The 16,982-nt window shown below is 43.3% G+C and carries 15 protein-coding genes and 3 pseudogenes; 10 read left to right on the plus strand and 8 right to left on the minus strand.

Annotation, left to right across the window (positions count from 1 at the left end; genetic code table 11):
* Nucleotides 1-146: 146 nt before the first annotated feature.
* The 4 genes and pseudogenes from AOU00_RS24885 to AOU00_RS26060 all read left to right on the plus strand — a co-directional run.
* The gene (locus tag AOU00_RS24885; protein ID WP_061830935.1) at nt 147-674 is read left to right on the plus strand and encodes a GNAT family N-acetyltransferase; all 528 of its coding nucleotides are present in this window, start codon (nt 147-149) and stop codon (nt 672-674) included.
* Nucleotides 671-1,066, plus strand: a complete 396-nt coding sequence (locus AOU00_RS24890; RefSeq protein WP_231109470.1) for an SAM-dependent methyltransferase — start codon at nt 671-673, stop codon at nt 1,064-1,066. The genes AOU00_RS24885 and AOU00_RS24890 overlap by 4 nt, the downstream gene beginning before the upstream one ends.
* Before the next feature lie 363 nt (nt 1,067-1,429).
* Nucleotides 1,430-2,197, plus strand: a complete 768-nt coding sequence (locus AOU00_RS24895) for an S-layer homology domain-containing protein (RefSeq protein WP_069291931.1) — start codon at nt 1,430-1,432, stop codon at nt 2,195-2,197.
* A 669-nt stretch (nt 2,198-2,866) separates the two neighbouring features.
* Nucleotides 2,867-2,980, plus strand: a pseudogene (locus tag AOU00_RS26060) (SAM-dependent methyltransferase); the annotation flags it as partial.
* A 254-nt stretch (nt 2,981-3,234) separates the two neighbouring features.
* Here AOU00_RS26060 and AOU00_RS24900 read toward each other — a convergent pair.
* Nucleotides 3,235-4,620, minus strand: coding sequence for an MFS transporter (locus tag AOU00_RS24900; protein ID WP_069291932.1), 1,386 nt, complete (start codon nt 4,618-4,620; stop codon nt 3,235-3,237).
* A 111-nt stretch (nt 4,621-4,731) separates the two neighbouring features.
* On the opposite strand from AOU00_RS24900, the gene AOU00_RS24905 reads away from it, so the two are divergent.
* Nucleotides 4,732-5,619, plus strand: coding sequence for a LysR family transcriptional regulator (locus tag AOU00_RS24905; protein ID WP_061830929.1), 888 nt, complete (start codon nt 4,732-4,734; stop codon nt 5,617-5,619).
* Between the two features lie 170 nt (nt 5,620-5,789).
* On the opposite strand, the gene AOU00_RS26065 is transcribed toward AOU00_RS24905, so the two are convergent.
* On the minus strand, nt 5,790-6,062 hold the full coding sequence (locus AOU00_RS26065) for a helix-turn-helix transcriptional regulator (RefSeq protein ID WP_172828316.1): 273 nt from the start codon (nt 6,060-6,062) through the stop codon (nt 5,790-5,792).
* A 77-nt stretch (nt 6,063-6,139) separates the two neighbouring features.
* Here AOU00_RS26065 and AOU00_RS26070 point away from each other — a divergent pair.
* Nucleotides 6,140-7,423, plus strand: a pseudogene (locus tag AOU00_RS26070) (glycoside hydrolase family 2 TIM barrel-domain containing protein); the annotation flags it as partial.
* 153 nt (nt 7,424-7,576) lie between these two features.
* Here AOU00_RS26070 and AOU00_RS24925 read toward each other — a convergent pair.
* The gene (locus tag AOU00_RS24925; RefSeq protein ID WP_061830921.1) at nt 7,577-7,918 is read right to left on the minus strand and encodes a winged helix-turn-helix transcriptional regulator; all 342 of its coding nucleotides are present in this window, start codon (nt 7,916-7,918) and stop codon (nt 7,577-7,579) included.
* Nucleotides 7,919-8,024: 106 nt separating this feature from the next.
* On the opposite strand from AOU00_RS24925, the gene AOU00_RS24930 reads away from it, so the two are divergent.
* On the plus strand, nt 8,025-8,939 hold the full coding sequence (locus AOU00_RS24930) for an arginase family protein (RefSeq protein ID WP_061830919.1): 915 nt from the start codon (nt 8,025-8,027) through the stop codon (nt 8,937-8,939).
* A 233-nt stretch (nt 8,940-9,172) separates the two neighbouring features.
* Nucleotides 9,173-9,277, plus strand: a complete 105-nt coding sequence (locus tag AOU00_RS27310) for a DUF6254 family protein (protein ID WP_023988604.1) — start codon at nt 9,173-9,175, stop codon at nt 9,275-9,277.
* Between the two features lie 487 nt (nt 9,278-9,764).
* Here the strand turns inward: AOU00_RS27310 and dapA are convergent, their stop codons facing one another.
* Nucleotides 9,765-10,643, minus strand: coding sequence for a 4-hydroxy-tetrahydrodipicolinate synthase (dapA, locus tag AOU00_RS24935; protein WP_335582233.1), 879 nt, complete (start codon nt 10,641-10,643; stop codon nt 9,765-9,767).
* A gap of 78 nt (nt 10,644-10,721) precedes the next feature.
* On the opposite strand from dapA, the gene AOU00_RS24940 reads away from it, so the two are divergent.
* Together AOU00_RS24940 and AOU00_RS26415 are read left to right on the plus strand one after the other, a co-directional pair.
* Nucleotides 10,722-11,630 carry a LysR family transcriptional regulator gene (locus tag AOU00_RS24940; protein WP_420488433.1) on the plus strand — a complete coding sequence of 303 codons (909 nt, stop codon included), beginning with the start codon at nt 10,722-10,724 and terminating at the stop codon, nt 11,628-11,630.
* 355 nt (nt 11,631-11,985) lie between these two features.
* Nucleotides 11,986-12,108: pseudogene (locus tag AOU00_RS26415) on the plus strand (NAD(P)H-binding protein); the annotation flags it as partial.
* 1,118 nt (nt 12,109-13,226) lie between these two features.
* On the opposite strand, the gene AOU00_RS24950 reads toward AOU00_RS26415, so the two are convergent.
* The 4 genes from AOU00_RS24950 to AOU00_RS24965 form a co-directional block, all read right to left on the minus strand.
* Nucleotides 13,227-13,835 carry a TetR/AcrR family transcriptional regulator gene (locus AOU00_RS24950; protein ID WP_061830913.1) on the minus strand — a complete coding sequence of 203 codons (609 nt, stop codon included), beginning with the start codon at nt 13,833-13,835 and terminating at the stop codon, nt 13,227-13,229.
* A gap of 161 nt (nt 13,836-13,996) precedes the next feature.
* Nucleotides 13,997-14,188 carry a hypothetical protein gene (locus tag AOU00_RS24955; RefSeq protein WP_029515917.1) on the minus strand — a complete coding sequence of 64 codons (192 nt, stop codon included), beginning with the start codon at nt 14,186-14,188 and terminating at the stop codon, nt 13,997-13,999.
* Nucleotides 14,189-14,217: 29 nt separating this feature from the next.
* Nucleotides 14,218-15,606: an Asp-tRNA(Asn)/Glu-tRNA(Gln) amidotransferase GatCAB subunit A gene (locus AOU00_RS24960; RefSeq protein WP_029515916.1), complete on the minus strand. Its 1,389-nt coding sequence runs from the start codon at nt 15,604-15,606 to the stop codon at nt 14,218-14,220.
* A gap of 45 nt (nt 15,607-15,651) precedes the next feature.
* On the minus strand, nt 15,652-16,974 hold the full coding sequence (locus AOU00_RS24965; RefSeq protein ID WP_061830911.1) for an MFS transporter: 1,323 nt from the start codon (nt 16,972-16,974) through the stop codon (nt 15,652-15,654).
* Nucleotides 16,975-16,982 lie beyond the last annotated feature (8 nt).

Raw genomic sequence — 16,982 nt, forward strand, 5'->3', positions numbered from 1 at the left:
TGAGGGTAGGAATGACGTATGTTCATTCCTGCCCTTTTCTAATTTTAGCAAAGGGGGATAGAAGGGAATTACTCCAATTTGGTCAAATACAACCAGACTTCTTGAATGAAAGATTCAATCTAAGTAAGTAGAAAGGTGGACAATACATGAAACTTCAAACGAATCGGCTCATATTAAAAACACTTGATCTTAATTTAATCGAAGCAGCAGCCCAACGTGATATAGGTGCTATTGAAGCTTTGGGTTATAAAACCAGTGATGAATGGCCGGGTCCTGATTTCTTTGAAGCTTTACCTTATTTTCGAGAACTTTTGATAAAAAATAATGGCACTAGAGGTTTTGACTCTTGGATCATTGTGGAGAAGGATACCCAAGAAATTGTTGGAGGGATTGGTTTTTTAGGAGATCCTGATCAGAACGGTATGATTGAGATCGGTTTTGCAACGAATGAAAGTCATCGCCGCAAAGGCTATTGCTATGAAGCCGCTCAAAAATTAATAGAGTGGTCCTTAAATCATGAAGAAGTCCAAATCGTAACGGCAAGATGCGCACCTGACAATAACAGCTCTAAGAATTTGTTATTGAAGTTAGGATTTCAAATTGATCACAAAGATGAAGAATTGCTTTATTGGAAATATCAAATGAAGAAAGTAGGAGGGGGTCAGCAGAAATGATCCGGCGAGATCTAGATGACGTAGATTTCATAAGAGCAAATTTAATGGGGCCTAGTTCGATTATCATGCTCGAGGAGCTATCGAAAAATTTGACTTTGCAGAAAGGAATGCGAGTGTTGGATTTGGGCTGTGGGACCGGACTTACTTCTATCTATCTGGCGCAAAAGTTTGACATAACCGTATTTGCTGTCGATTTATGGATTAGTGCAACTGAAAACTATAGAAGATTCAGAGAGTTTGGTTTGGAAAGCCAAATTATCCCCATCCATGCAGATGCCTGCCACTTGCCTTTTGCAGAGCAATACTTCGATGCAGTCATAAGCGTAGATGCGTATCAATATTTTGGAGCGAATGAGCTTCCCAGTCCTATGGGGTGGAATTCGCTAAACTAACTAAAAAACGATAGTTCAACGCTACCAAAAAAACAGCCGAGCGCTCGGCTGTTTTTTAACTAACGGGCAGATTACACTAATGCAGATTCCTCATCGCATGAAGCGGTTAATCGATGCTAGGGTCGTACAGGCTTAGGTCAAAAGAGTAAAAAGCGAGAACGGGCCATGAAGGCCTCCACAAGCTTTCTCAATTCCCGACGGGTCTACACGAATATTTCAAACACTGATTGTCGATATTCCAAAATACTGTTTAACAGTGCTTTTTTCTCTCTAATATCATCATTTTCTTTTGAAATGCCGATATAAAATTGAGTCTAGAGAACTATTTTATACATAAATTTTACCTAAAGGAAGTGGAAAGAGATATTTAAAAAGAAATGGCTTATCACCCCGTTGGTTGCGACGACACTGTTTTTCGGTCAATCTGCATTCGCGGCAAACACGTTTCCTGATGTGGAAGGAACAAAATATGAATGGGCTGCCGAATCGATTCGTTCCATGGTCGACAAGGGCGTTGTCAAGGGCTATGCAGATGGGACCTTCAAGCCAAGCAAAACCATAACGAAAGCGGAATTTGTACATATGTTTCACAAGCTTTTTCCAGAAATCGATCATTCTTCCGGCGAACCTTCCGACTTTGTGGATGCGCGTAAACACTGGGCGAATAAAGATTTTGCAGCAATATTCAACGGGGACTACGTTTGGCCGTATGCTGAAAGTGTTGGCGGGAAATATCCAAACTATCAATTCTATGTCAAACCTGACAAACCATTGACCCGCTGGGATGTGATGATGATCGCCTCTCTTCGGACGGATTATACCAATCAGACGCTTCATCCTGAGATTGAGGAAGTGATTTCCGCAGCTGCGCAGTACAAGGATATAAAAGTTCGTCAGGCCAATTACAATGACAATTTCTCGGCCTACTATCCGGTGCTGTACATCGACAAGACTGGAGAAGAGTACAACTATGATGGAGATTCCCAGGATCAAAAGGCAGAAGCATTCTACACCCTAACCAAGATGGGAGTCCTTACTGCTAATGAAAGATACCTTCACCCAAAAGCGCTAGTCACACGGGCTGAAGCTGTTACCATTTTACAGCGTTTGTACGAAGCTACAACGAAGTAATTTTTAAATCAATGATGATCAGACAAAAGCAAAAAAGATCCAACAAATGGCTTCATTTACACCTCAAAGGGTAGGCTGTTAGGTTTTGATAATCCGAATTCAGAAAATAAACAAATCTAAAAGTATGTCAATGAATTTGTGGAAGAATTATTGAGATTTCAAACCGCTGATCTGAACAAATCAAATCAGCGGTTTTTTTTAGTATGAACGTGGGGGAAGATCAAGCTGCATTTTTTGGAAAGTTTTTTGACAGGTCGACGAAATCGAGGTTAATATAGATCCATTAAGTCCTTGATTAAAGTGGGGAATCTGAAGTATTCAAAAGCAATGAAGAATGCACTCCACACGATGCTTTATTTAATTGCCTTTGCGTCAGACAGACCGAAAGGGAATGGTTAGCTTTGATTAAAATATAGTTAGTATATATCTATTAAGTCTTTAATACTTGAAATTTTACCAAGTCGGTACATTCTATAAAGTACTGGTTTTTGTGAGAAAATGATGCACTACTATTGTGACCTGTAATCATACAAAAAGGAGACTGAACTTATGTGTAGCGAACGTTCTACTAATCCCTGGAATTCGGAAGGGTATAATGACAAGCTGGATTATGTCGCCAAGCCGGAACAAGGGTCTTGTCCTTGCTTCAGCGAGGGACGAAATCTGTAGTATTTTTCAAACATTGGCGAATATACCAGCCCGCTGGAGCAGACTGACTTCCGTGTTACGTTGGCTCAACACTTCGACAAGCCCACTCCGCTTAAGGGAAATACAGGGGCGCGATAATGATCAAACGACCACTGAATATGCTTTTGTTTTCTGAAAAATGGTATTATGGCAGTTATTAAAAAAATAGCTAATAAGGTTGCTTCACAGAGAGAAACATCAGAATCAATTAAAATAGTGTGCAAAGGTTCATGCAACCGACTTCATAAAACCGTTCGTTTAGGTGAAACGCCTTCTTTAATCCAAATAAATGACATTGGATGCATGATGATTGGTGCCGCGCAATGGTTTGAGATATGAACTTTGTGGGCCTACGACTCATACAATTGCGCTGACTTCCAGTGCTGCCGACTCATGAATACCAAAGACAATGCAATTACCGTGAGGATAATCCCAAGCATTTGAAATCCCTTGAAGCTAAACGTACCTCCCATTACGATAGCTATCAATAATGAAGAGATAATGGTTCCCAGATATCTTGATGTGTTAAATAATCCGGATGCTACACCGATTATTTCTTTTGGAGAACTTTGGAACAGGGCTGCTTGCATACCTACATTGTTCAAACCGTTGCTAATACCGAATGCAGCTAAAGCCAAACACACGCTGATAACCGGTGAAGTTGGATTCAATGTCACGAGCCACACTGACCCCAATGTCATCAGAATTGCGGACACCAGCAATGCCGGTCGGGGTCCTGATTTATCGATCCATTGTCCTGCAATTGGAGAAGTAATTAGCGAGCACAAGCCTAAGCTTAGCATGAGAATGCCTGTTTGGAACTCACTGACATGACGTACCATTTGCAAGTAGGACGGAAGCCCGAAAAAGAGCGAGTAATATAGTACATTAACGAGCATGAATTCAACATTAACCCAAGTCATCGCAGGGTACTTGGCAAATGTACGTAAAGGAATAAAGGGTGATGTCGCTTTTAACTCATGTCGTACGAATATCCCCAGCGCAACGAGACCTATCAGCCCGACAATGACATTTCCTAATAAGATATGTCCAGATGATTTTGCTGAGAGTAGTCCAACGAGCAGGGTAACCAAAGCCACTGTGAAGAGCAGAATCCCTAATGCATCAATCAGTTCAAACCATTTACGAAAGGACATGTTGCGTGCTACGGATGTTGGCAGTTCGTCCTTAGGAATATTCCTCCAAGCCAATACAAAGCTGGCCACCACAAACGGAATATTGATGAAAAAGATAGCAGGCCAATTCCACCAATGAATCAAGACCCCGCCAATAAAGGGGCCAATTGCTGCTGCTCCAGATAGGAATATGGACAAAACAGACAACGCAGTTGCTTGTTTCTCTGTAATATGAATTCGAACAATAGCCATTCCAACCCCAACCATCATGCTTGTTCCGATGGATTGCACAATGCGGAACATGATGAGCCACCCGAAATTTGGTGATAATGGAGCTAATAATGATGCAATGAAGGCTACAACAAGCCCGGTAAGAAAAATTTTCCTACGACCGAATAAATCGCTGGCTTTTCCCATGACAGGTTGAGCGATGCTACTTGCAATGTAGAAAGAAAAAATAATCCAGGAAACACCTGTAAAGTCAAGTTGGAACACATTTTGCAGACTTGGAATAGCAACAGAAACCATCGAAGAATTTAATGGGTTCAATAGTATCCCTAGACCAACTGAAATCAGTAACCACCAGCTGCGAACGCTCATTTCTGGTCCCCCCATAGCGAATTAATATCATCGTACTTGAAAGCGATTATTTATTCCAACGCATTTGATGTTATAATCTCATTGACTTGAGGGAATGAATGGGGGATCATAATGGAACTTCTTCAACTGCGATATTTTCTCGCGGTAGCTCGTTTGGAACATGTGACCGAAGCTGCACGAAGTCTGCACGTTACTCAATCGTCGCTGAGCAAAACGATTCAACGCCTGGAGGAAGATCTGGGGGTTCCTCTATTCGATCGAACAGGGAGGAAACTGCGATTGAATGAGTTCGGAAGCAGATTCCTTCACCGTGCAGAGAGGGCTTTATTTGAATTGGAGCAGGGGAAGCAGGAGCTTAGTGATTTATCCAGCCCGGAACATGGCACTCTCGAATTGGCAGTGACCACCGCAAGCACATTACCCAATATTCTGCGAGAGTTTCGGAAAAAGCGACCCTATATTCAATTTCATGTGCAAATGCTGACCACTCAGGAAATGGTAACGCTGCTTCATAGAGGAGAGGTCGATTTTTGCTTGTCCTCACCTCCAATAGAGGGAGATGACATCGAATGCCAAATCGTGTTTATCGATCCAATTCTTGTAGCTGTTCCAAAGAGGCATCGGCTGGCAGATCGAAGCAGTGTAACGTTGACAGATCTAAGGGATGAATGGTTTGTCGGTGTAAAGAGAGGCTACGGTACTCGCGATTTAGTGGACTCTGTATGCAAATCGGAAGGTTTTATACCTAAGTATGTGTATGAGGGGGATGAACCTGCAAGGCTTAGTACGCTTGTGGAAGCTGAAATTGGCATAGCCTTTATACCAAGCACGGCAAGAAATTCACGGGAACATCTTAAATATCTCCAAGTAGAAAATCACGAATTGGTACGGGAGATCGCTTTATTATGGCATAGGAGTCGGTATATTTCACGGGCTGCTCTGGAATTCCGTGAGGTAGTTGTAGAATATTTCGGAGCGATATCCAAACAGACAATTTAATCCTATATATAAGCGAAATAAAAAACATTAACAGAAGCGGTAGCGTAGGACATGTTAACCAAACGTCCTAAGCGGCCGCTTATTCTTTTATTCAACTGCAAAATTTGTAATTTCGATTTGTACGCTGCCATACACACATGCCCAGCTATTGAAGGAGTTATTAGATTGTACTAACCCATCCTTCTCAGCTGGCGAAACTGCTCTGGCGTGATGCCTGTATGCTCCCGAAATCTCTTGATAAAATAGCTGCTTTGATGAAAGCCAGTTTCCAGTGCAATCTGCTTTACAGTGAGTGCCGTGGATACAAGGAGATGTTTGGCCAGCGTTATTCGGCATTGGAGCAAATATTGAGCTGGGGTGCTGCCCATGATCTGATGGAAGAGTGGGCTAAAATGAAAGGAGCTATAACCTGACGTCGCAGCCATTGTCTTCAAATCTAGCATGTTCCGACAATGCATACGAATATATTCCGCCGTATGACGAATCCTCTCATGGACGGTGCCGCCGGGAGGGGTGCCGAAACTTTGAATGCTTTTATGTACAGAGCACCGGAATCTGGAAAAGTGTGTGGATTGAATATGTGAATGAGGTAAGAATCAATGAGGTCAAGATAACACCGGATATCGACCGTCATATGATCCGCTTTGACTTTCAGCTCATGGGTACCGAGGCTAAAGATAATTTACGCATGGAGACACGGATTGCGCTGAAAGGACAGCATGTGAAAAAGGTCAGCTTATCTGCCGACAGGCCCTGGATAACGGTGGAGGCCCATGTATTTCATGAAGCGTGTGGTCCATGGAAGCAGTGCTTGTGGTCACCGGAATCGCCCAACTTGTTCGATGTAGAGTTTGCTCTGTATGAGGATGAGAAAGAGAGTGACAGGGTGTATTCCTATTTTGGCATGCGGAAAATATGATTGAAAACGGACAGATTCTATTGAAATAATGGCCCTCTGTACCAGCGGCTGATTCTAGATCAGGGCTACTGGCCGGAAACTCATCTGACTCCCCCTTCTGAAGAAGCTCTTATCGAAGATATCGATAAAATAGCTGCGATGGGATATAACAGGGTTCGTAAATATATGAAGCTGGAAGACCCTCGCTTTTTATATTGGTGTGATGTGAAAGGCATGCTCGTCTGGTCAGAAATGGCGTCGACCTTTGAGTTCAATGATCAGGCGGTTAGCCGCTTTACGAAGGAATGGCTGGAAATCGTGCCGCAGCAGTACAATCATCCAAGCATCATAACTTGGGTCCCGTTCAATGAATCGTGGGGCATATCGACCATTGGACATGATGTAAGGCAGCAGCAGTTCACGCAAACCATCTATCATCTGACGAAGACGATTGATCCGTATCGTCCGGTGGTTACCAATGACGGTTGGGAGCATACGGTCTCGGATATTTTGACCCTTCATGATTATGTGGAGACGGGCGAAGAGTTTTTGGAGCGATATCAGGATAAGGAAAGCATCGTAAACAACAGCATCTCCTTTAACAATTGGAAATATGCTTTTGCAGAAGGATATGCCTACCGAGGACAACCGATTATCATAAGCGAATTCGGCGGCATTGCCTTCCAGACGGACAAGGGCTGGGGATACGGAAACCAGGTGGATTCAGTCGAAGCTTTTATCGAACGTTTCCGTGCAATCACCGGAGCAATTAAAGCGACCCCCTATCTCTCGGGCTATTGCTATACACAAGTAACCGATGTACAGCAGGAAGTCAACGGGTTGTTGACGGAAGACCGAAAACCGAAGGTTCCGCTTGAAGTGATTCGGGAAATAAATCTGGCTTGAAGCGATAATTAAGATAATAGAATTTGCAGAACGGTTGCATGCTGTTGTTCAGCCATTGCTGGATTCACTTAACTAGAGAGTTTAAACTTGGAATAGCAATGTTGGAAAACAGGACAACTTTTCGCATACAGGCTTTTTATTAGAAAACTGGATTTAATTTTTTTGGTTTTTTGTTCCCCACTCACATAACCCTTCCAAAACAGGTAATAACGTTTCTGCTTTATCTGTGAGACTGTACTCGACTTTAGGGGGGACTTGAGGATATTCTTTCCGATTCACCAGACCATCCGCTTCCAATTCTTTTAGTTGTGAACTCAATGTTTTATAAGTAATAGCCCCTATCTGTCTTTTCAGATCATTAAAGCGAACTGTTCGGTTTTCGGCTAGGAGATAAATAATAACCATTTTCCATTTACCACCAATCAGTGAAACTGTATAACCAAAAGGTGTATCTTGAATGTTTTTAACTTTACCTTTAAATTCAGCCATACTCATGTTTACAATATCCTTTCGGGTAGTACCTATCAAAATAGTGCGTACTACGTTTTTATTTGTGTTCAGTTTATACTAACCTTACTTTTGAAGTAAAGGAGAGAAAAACATGACTGAAAAAACAATACGTCTGTTAATGCCACAATGGCAAGGGGGAAACAATCCTAATTACTCTTTTGGAGCCGAACTGCTTGCTTGGCTAGCTCCGGATAATGATCAACCCCTTATTCATGTTCCCATTCAAGCTTATAACGGTACTCCGCTTGAAAACGAAAACGGTATGAATGGGAGAAAACAGCTACTTGAACAGTTAGAGGCTGCTCAGCATATCATTGATGCTCATAAGCCAGATCGTATTGTAATGTTTGGTGGTGACTGCTTAGTGGAACAAGCTCCATTTGCCTATTTGAACGAACGATACGGTGGGGAATTAGGTTTAATTTGGATCGATGCTCACAGTGATTTAGTTAGATATGTGGGCTATGATAACGGACATACATTACCGCTCGGAAATCTTTTGGGAGAAGGAGATGAGGAGTTCGCAAAACATGTGAAAATCCCACTAAAACCTGAAAATGTCTTTATCGCGGGATTAGCGGCTCCTACAGAACAAGAAACAGAAGCCATTTCAGAAGCGTTTCAAAGACTAGGTATAGCTCCTGCAGAATCAGACACAGAAGTGATTCAAAGACTAGGGATTAAAACTGCAGGAACCAAAGAGTTAACGAATAGTACTGAATCTATTAGAGAGTGGATTAAAGAAAGTGGCATTAAGCATCTAGCTATTCACCTTGATTTAGATGTGCTTGACCCAAAAGCATTTCGTTCTTTACTGTTCGCCAACCCTGAAGCGCCCTATAATTTTTCTCCTGCGGGAACAATGCAAATGCCTCAGCTACTTAATCTGATTAAAGAACTATCTGAAGAAACAGATGTAGTTGGATTAGGTATAACAGAGCATATGCCGTGGGATGCTATTAATTTAAAGAATCTGCTTGGAGAGATACCTATTTTAAATAAGTAAGTTCATACATGGATTATAATAGAACAATGATCTGCTTAATCACAAAAATACACCCCCGCAAACATAAAGTGCGTGAGTGCATTTTTATGATTAAGCGATTTTGACAGCCTATATTTGGGATTGTGATATGTAGGAGAAAATTCAACGAATTTAGTTTTATGAATGAACAGAGCTGAGAAATGACAACTTAAGAAAGTAGTATACATCACAATTTCCAAAGGAGGATATCTGTTATGGCTCACCAGAAGAAAAGGAAAGAAGCAGCCTGGAAGTCACGAAAGCAAGAGCAGCATCCCCATGGTAAAGTCAAATCGCTCAAGGAGCTGTCCAGCGAATAGGAGTGAGGAGTATACTGCTTGAAAGAGAAGGACTGTCGGTGAAATTCATCGGCAGTCCTCTTTTTGCAATAATTTCGCTTACAGGAAATAATCCCTTTAATGTTGCAGACCTCATTAGGATGAAAACGCTGAGTATGTAGTTATTCATAATATTCTCTTTGTATAACAACCCAATGCAGATAGCGGGACTTGTAAAAAATGTTTTCCTGATGACAGACAGTTGGAGTTGGTTGGGGATGAAGATGCGCAGTGATCTTTCGGACATTTTAAGCTCGATAAAAGACGCGTCTACAAACACCAAATTGCTATGCGTCACATACATCTTCACTTATTTTGGACCAGTAATTTACAGCGTTCTACTATAGAGGGTATCTTCTTAAATTCGTTTTTCTAAAGGCTGCCTGTTCCGGCTAAGAAATGAAGCATCTCCTGTCCAGGAGATGCTTCTTCTACGTTATGATTGGGGAGTCTGAGATAAGCTGATTTATCAGGATATGATTGAATTCAGGAGACCCTGCTTCACCTGATCCGACAGGGGCATAAGTGGCAGACGCAATTGCTCGGCGGCAATAATCTCTTGTTGGGTAAGCCACCACTTGATCGCGGCCGGGGCTGGCTCTGCAAATACATGCTGGATCATCGGTTCTAGTAGCATAAAACTGTCTCGCGACCCGTTCATGTCGCCAGCCACAAAACGTTGGTATATATCCACATACTTCTGGATATGGAGATGAGCGGATGCAAGCATACCACCGGTAGCCCCCTGGCATAGCATGGCATGGAAATAGGCATCCTCTCCACAGAGGACAGGCTTGGTCTCGTACTGGGTCAATTTTAAGAGCAGATCAAGACCGCCCGTGCTGTCCTTGAGCCCAATTATGCCATCCAGGTCCAGCACTTTGCGTATTGTATCTATTGTCATGCGACTACCCGTGCGAACCGGAATCTCATATACTAGCACAGGCAGGCCTACACGAGATACGACACGGAAATGCTCCAATATTCCTTCCTGCGTCGGCCGGTTGTAATACGGAGTGACCACCATGGCTGCATCCGCTCCTAATTCAGCCGCCATTTCCGTCCGATGCACCGTTGAATAGGTATCATTCGTTCCCGTGCCAATAACGATCGGAATGGTTTTGTTCATGCTCTTCAGAACATCCTGCGTCACATGTACCATCAGCTTCACTTCATCCCAGGATACGGTTGGCGACTCTCCTGTCGTACCGTTAACGACCAGACCCTGGATGTCATGGCCTGCAAGATAGGTAACATACTTCCGGTACGAATCGATGTCCAGCTTATAGTCACGCGTAAAAGGTGTAATCAGCGGTATGAAAATCCCATGAATATGTTGTTCGTTCATCATCATCAGTTATCCCTTCCCGTTGAATTAAATCTAATGTAACATAGGAAACAGCATCAGAGTTATCTATAATAAACGATGATTCTAATCAAAATTTTCGATGGGGTGGCCAGATTGGATTTCATTTATCTTCAAACATTTCGGGAAGTTGCCATTCGTGAAAGCTTTACAAGAGCAGCAGAAGTGCTCGGTTACGCACAATCCAGCGTCACGACCCAGATTCAAAAGCTGGAGAAAACATATCAAGTTAAATTGTTCGAGCGCTACAATAACAATAAGATTCGTCTTACCTCCGCCGGAGAAGAGCTGTTCAAGCTTGCTGGACAAATGCTGGAGCTTTTCGAGCAATCGAAAGAAAAATTGGCCAAGCAGGGCGGAGGCTCCATGACGATCGGTACTATGGATTCCATCGCTTCGTATTTTCTGCCGCCGTATATGCAGGCGACTCGCAAAGAATACCCAGATCTGAACATACGATTGCATACGGATCGCGAAGAGATGATTTTGCACCAGGTGAGGGAAGGGGAGGCCGATGTTGGGTTGATCCTCGCGGACGATTCAAGCAATCCTGCGTTGCAGTGGATTACCATTCGAGAAGAACCGCTTGTGCTGATTGTCCATCCGAACCATCCGCTTATCGCTAAAGAGCGAATCGACCTGAATGATCTGGTTGATGCGGAGTGGATCATGCCCGAGCATACGTGCAACTACAGACAACTGCTGGAGAGAGTGCTTCGAGCAAATGGAATCACCTATCGCGTGAGTCTGGAGCTGGGTAATCCGGAAGCGATCAAACGGAGCATCAAGACTGGAGAGGGTATATCCATTCTACCTCTAATGGCTGCGCTGGAAGAGATTGAACGGGAAGAGTTAAAGGTGTTACCCTTTGAGCATGCCGAGCTCAAGCTGGAAATTCAGCTTGTTCTTCATCCCAAAAAGTGGGTGTCCAACGCATTGAGCTTTTTTATGGAGAGCATGAGAATATAGATTTTCCTCCACATCAAAATTAATATACAATACGAGCGCTTCCTAGTAGATACCAGAAGCGCTCAAAGTTTAACGTGCCGAAAGATGAGAACTTAGAAAGCAAAGATGAACCAAAGTTTATTCAAATCATCGACGTATTTTTTCTGAAAAATAAGCAATCAATATTTGTATTCAAAACTTGACAGCAAGTCATTTTTCACTAAATTAAATGCATGCGCATGTTTTTTTATTTGGTAATGTGCTAAACCATTCGGTTACTTAATGTTTAATTAGAACAAGATGATCGACCTTACTGCCAAGAATGGTGATTTAAGTTAATGGGAAAGGAAAAAATATAATAATGAGGAGTGATTAGGTGAAGGTTTTGGTGGTAGGTTCAAATGGACAAATTGGACAACATCTTATCCATTTTTTGAAAGAAAACAAAGAACACACAGTCCGTGCGATGGTTAGGAAACAAGAACAAGCTAATGCTTATCATAATGGTTCCATATTCCTGATGTTTTGGTTTTTAGGCAAGGGCATATTCCATTACTTTATCAAATAAAACTGGAGCCCAAAGAAGAACGAAACAATGATCGAACAGAATTGGGTAATAAATATTGTAGAACATACGCATCAAAAAAGGATTGGGAATATCAAGTAGTTTTCCCAAAAACACCTCCGATATCTCTGTCCCGTAACCTTAAGTTTTTGAAAGGTTTTTTAAAAGAGAGAAAGTACTATTCACAATGGTATAACCCTGTTATCTATCGACTTCAGTGTATTTGGGTCTTGTCCAGTTGACCATCTTGCCTCCACATTCGTAAACAATACAGATCCCCTCTTAATTAAACCATTGATTTATCACCTCATCGCAAAAGGAACATTAATCACCAATCTCAACGAGCTTATTTCATCCCGTAGCATAATATCACTAAACACACAGGTGAACCCCCAAGTAGAAAAAATAGATGGAGGAATGTTGTATGCATTTAACCAAATCAGGATATATGCTTAGTGTTGTCTTTATGGGAAAAAGTTCAAGGTGGTTACCATAAATCCCCCTCATGTGTGGCTAAGGAGGCCTGATGGTGAGGATCTAGAGATATTTTTTACTGATTTAGTGAATCACCCGACTTTTGTACTGGAAGCCTCGATGAAACTTGAGAAGCCAACAAGAGAAGAAGTCATACGATAAAAGTGCTGTACAAATCTCTTCAACTGCAATTTTGGAATACATAAGATGAAAACCTGCTTGTTCTCCATGGATTCTCAGGCTACGAAGCCTACAGGAAGTAGACGAAAGAGCGCTGCTGATGATAAGAAGACCGAATAAGGAGAGCGTGCCATGGAAGTCCGATCCGGACAATTCGCATAGCAGCCATTGGCAGAAAAAAAAGGGTTGTCCCATAAGTCATAAAAATGACTAGGGACGTCCTGTTCTCCAATTGTAAAACAATAAGAAACCGTTCCTGGGTAAAATGGAGGTACCACCCGACCATTTGAAAGGATATGGTTTCTTTGTACATTCAATATACCATTATGAGATAAAAAGAGGAGTTGCGCAGGACTATCCCTCATCCATGTTATGTGGCTTTGTGGCCAGCCCCTCAATTAATGTCTATTAGCTCTTAAACCTTCAATAAATATGCGGTGTAATCCATCAAGAACTCGTTGGCTTGTAAAGCCTTCATCTTGGAGATGGTAATCGATATTGTGAAGCACGGCCAGCAGGGCTTCAATAGTATATGAAATGTCCACCCCGGATACGTCTCCCTGTTCAACGGCCTCATTTAGCAGATTTCTGCTTATATTGCGCATCCATTGACATAACGGAGATTGTAACGGACGATGCCCGGTTGAGGCCCGGCTGACCTCACAGAGCCAAGGAACTTTCGCTTCTAAAAAAGATACATATCTTACGATTACATGGTAAAGCCGGTCCAAGGCAGCGGTTTCTGGGGACTGATCAAGAAATGCTTGAACTTCATCAAACAAAGGTTGGTATTCTTCATACGCGATCTCCTGACATATGTCGCCCTTATCCGAGTAGCGGCGGTATAGGCTTGCTTGTCCTACTCCAGCAGTCTTCGCAATCTGATGCATATTGACATTGTCAACACCGTTTTTGATGAAAAGTTCTCTAGCCGCCGCCAAAATTCGTCTTCGGTTTAACTCCTCTCTGGGAATTTTCAGAGAGACAGATTGCGATTCTGAATTCATCATAAACATCTCCCTTCATCATTAATTTAACTGTTATTTAACACGAAAAACGGACAATATGTCCGTTTTTCGTGTATAGGACATGTTGTCCGTCTTCATATTATAATACATTTCGTGAAAAATTAAAAATACATTCATTTGGGTGACCGATGAGCTTTTTTTTATTTCTTGGTATAGTGCTTTTTGTAAATTGGAGGCAAATGCGGTTCAATGCCCGATAGGTCCAGTTCCTTTAAACTTGCGATCGTATGAATAAACTGCTCGTATGCTTTTTTCTTGTCGCTCGTCGTATCTGTTCCGGTTTCGGTTGATGCTTTCCTGCTAACTTCAGAGTTAAGTTGCTTTTGATCCATAGATTACCCTCCATCAAATATAGTCAGGCTTACAAATCCGGATGTCTCTTGTGCCAGTCTGTATTCATTTCATAAGTATTGCCGATACCTAGTACTGTCGCTTCTTCGAAGGGGCGGCCAATCAATTGCATATTAATCGGCAGACCGGAAGGTGAGAAGCCGCAAGGCATGCTCAGGCTAGGCAAGCCAGTCAAATTGGTCGGAACCGTAAATGAGTTCAATCTGAATACACTAGCATCATCATCTGCACGCGGCGCAGTGATCGGTGTTGCCGGCGTCAACAAGATGTCGATTCCGGACAATGCATTCAAAAAATCATTGACAATTAGTTGCCGGGCCCGCTGAGACTGAAGGTAAATGGAAGCCGGAATATCTCTACTGCTTTCAAGAAACATTCGGACGTCCGGTCCATACTGTTCCAATTCTGTCTCAAGCCACTTCTCGTGGTACGAGTACATTTCCGTCATCATAATGGCCATCGTCGCACTTCTAACATGTTTGATCAGGGGCAGGCTAACTTCGATGATTTCTGCTCCCAGTTCTCGGAATTTATTGATAGCGGCCTTCATCGCAGCTTCCACTTCCGGCATCAAATCCTCGTAATAGTAGCTTGTCGGCAATCCGATACGCACACCCCTGAGACCATTCGGATACATCTTGATACCTGGCGCAGGCAGATCGACAGTCGATTCATCCTTTGGATCGAAGCCAGACATCACATCCAAGCACAGGGACGCATCCATGACACAGCGGGTCAACGGACCCGAGTGGTCCAATGACCAGGCCATTGGAATGATACCATACCGACTGACCCGACCGTACGTCGGCTTCATCCCTACGACACCGCACAAAGCAGCGGGTATGCGGATCGAACCTCCGGTATCCGAGCCTGTGCCCAGATAAGTAAGTCCAGCCGCTAAAGCAGAAGCCGAGCCGCCGCTTGAACCTCCCGTTACAAGTTCAGTGTTCCACGGATTGAGGCAAGGACCGAAGTGCGGGCTAGTTGTTGTCAATCCCGCAGCGAACTCGTGAGTCTGTACTTTGCCTAGCAGAACTGTTCCAGCCTCATGTAGCTTAGCTGCAACCGTCGAATCGTAATCGGGGACGAAGCTGTTCAATATTTTTGAACCGGCAGTTGTTCGGATCCCTTTAGTGTAATATAGATCCTTATGAACGATGGGAATCCCGTGAAGGGGTCCTTTGTACCGACCATGCATAATATCGCGTTCCGATTGCTTCGCTTGTTCAATCGCCAGTTCGGACGTTTGGGTAACGAAAACGTTCAGTTTCGGATTCAAACGTTCGATGCGGTGAAGCGCATGTTCTGTAATCTCTACCGGGGATATTTCCCTTGTTCGGATCCCCTCGGCCAGCTCATGAATAGCAGCAAAGGACAGTTGGAAATTTAATTTACTCATCTATTCATCCTCCGTCTCTTTCGGACATGTCGTAAGTCTACCAAACTAATTACCATAGCTTCCGCTACGATTTGCTTTTCTTGCGAATAAGTATGTCAGGATTGCCAACAGGGAAATGGTAAAATAAACAACAGAAAAAGGCATCTTTAGATCAATCAGTCGGCCGACCAGCGCAGGGCCGAATGCTCCGCCTAGGAGATAGGCCAGTGTGAAAATACCCATCCCTACACCCAGCTCAGCCGAACGGAGTGTCGTCGAAACTAAATTGCTGCTAGAGGTGAGGACACCGTTGAATCCAATCATAAGGATAATGATCAATAAAGCGTCGATCCATGGCGGCAAATGTACGGATACCCCCAGTAGTATAAATCCGCTGATGACGAGACTTTGCGATATGACAAGCACGCGGGAGCTTCCGAAACGATCTGTCCAACCTCCGATCCGGGATCCGAGCAAGGCTGCACAGGCGGCACCGGGAAGCATCAGCAGACCGATTTTACTAGTTGGTAAATGAAAGGAATTCTTCATCATGACAGGAAGAGTAAAGGTTAACCCCGTGTTGCATACGAAGGTAAGGAATCCAATCCCTAGAATTCGTCGGTAAGGAGCATTTTTCATGAAAGATGCATCGATAAATGGATGTTCTTTTTTCTGAATATGAGTACCGAACCATAGAAGAACTGCTGCTCCTGCAATGAGCATAAACCAATAGTTCGTAACCCCTAGCAATACCAACGCCAGTCCCGCGGAGAACAAAACAGCTCCGAGAAAATCGAATGAACCGCGGTCGTGTTTCTTGTCAGGAACATACTTGAATATCAAAGGGATAACAAATAGGCTCAGACTGGACACGATGAACAAAGCACGCCAGCCAAAGTATTGCTCCACGAAACCGCCGAACACAGGCCCGAAGCCGGAAGCAAAGGCAATTGTGGCGGATAAGGTTCCCAGCACCCGTCCCTTGACTGTAGGCTTAAAATACAGGGTTACTGCCGCATAAGACAGGGGAGAGATGGATGAGGCCCCTGCTGCCTGCAGCAGTCTTCCAATGATGACTTGCAAGTATGAAGCTGCAAAAAAGCCGATCATAGAGCCGAAAGCTAAAAGGATTAAACCAATGACATACAGCTGGCGAAAGGAAAAGGACTCCGTTAACTTGCCGTAAGTACCGGCGCCGATAGCCATCAAAATGCTGTAACCGACCATAACCCAGCTCACCTGCGAGGAGGTCAGGGCAAAGTCAGCGGAAATCGAAGGTATAGACAAATTAAACATGGTCATATTGATGTTTCCGAAAATAATGAGCAAGCAAAGTGTCCCCATTAATTTCCGCTCATTGCCGGATAAAGCCATTGATTGAGTATCCATAGCCTGTC

This window comes from Paenibacillus polymyxa, from assembly GCF_001719045.1.
In the GTDB taxonomy this organism is placed as follows: Bacteria; Bacillota; Bacilli; order Paenibacillales; family Paenibacillaceae; genus Paenibacillus; species Paenibacillus polymyxa_B.

Bases quoted from the DNA above. Each gene is read 5' to 3' on its own strand.
- AOU00_RS24965 (WP_061830911.1), bottom strand. From the start codon at position 16,974: ATGGATACTCAATCAATGGCTTTATCCGGCAATGAGCGGAAATTAATG.
- AOU00_RS26065 (WP_172828316.1), bottom strand. From the start codon at position 6,062: ATGCTAGATTTGAAGACAATGGCTGCGACGTCAGGTTATAGCTCCTTT.
- AOU00_RS24900 (WP_069291932.1), bottom strand. From the start codon at position 4,620: ATGAGCGTTCGCAGCTGGTGGTTACTGATTTCAGTTGGTCTAGGGATA.
- AOU00_RS24905 (WP_061830929.1), top strand. From the start codon at position 4,732: ATGGAACTTCTTCAACTGCGATATTTTCTCGCGGTAGCTCGTTTGGAA.
- AOU00_RS27310 (WP_023988604.1), top strand. From the start codon at position 9,173: ATGGCTCACCAGAAGAAAAGGAAAGAAGCAGCCTGGAAGTCACGAAAG.
- AOU00_RS24940 (WP_420488433.1), top strand. From the start codon at position 10,722: ATGATTCTAATCAAAATTTTCGATGGGGTGGCCAGATTGGATTTCATT.
- AOU00_RS24950 (WP_061830913.1), bottom strand. From the start codon at position 13,835: ATGAATTCAGAATCGCAATCTGTCTCTCTGAAAATTCCCAGAGAGGAG.
- dapA (WP_335582233.1), bottom strand. From the start codon at position 10,643: ATGAACGAACAACATATTCATGGGATTTTCATACCGCTGATTACACCT.
- AOU00_RS24955 (WP_029515917.1), bottom strand. From the start codon at position 14,188: ATGGATCAAAAGCAACTTAACTCTGAAGTTAGCAGGAAAGCATCAACC.
- AOU00_RS24930 (WP_061830919.1), top strand. From the start codon at position 8,025: ATGACTGAAAAAACAATACGTCTGTTAATGCCACAATGGCAAGGGGGA.
- AOU00_RS24885 (WP_061830935.1), top strand. From the start codon at position 147: ATGAAACTTCAAACGAATCGGCTCATATTAAAAACACTTGATCTTAAT.
- AOU00_RS24890 (WP_231109470.1), top strand. From the start codon at position 671: ATGATCCGGCGAGATCTAGATGACGTAGATTTCATAAGAGCAAATTTA.
- AOU00_RS24960 (WP_029515916.1), bottom strand. From the start codon at position 15,606: ATGAGTAAATTAAATTTCCAACTGTCCTTTGCTGCTATTCATGAGCTG.
- AOU00_RS24925 (WP_061830921.1), bottom strand. From the start codon at position 7,918: ATGAGTATGGCTGAATTTAAAGGTAAAGTTAAAAACATTCAAGATACA.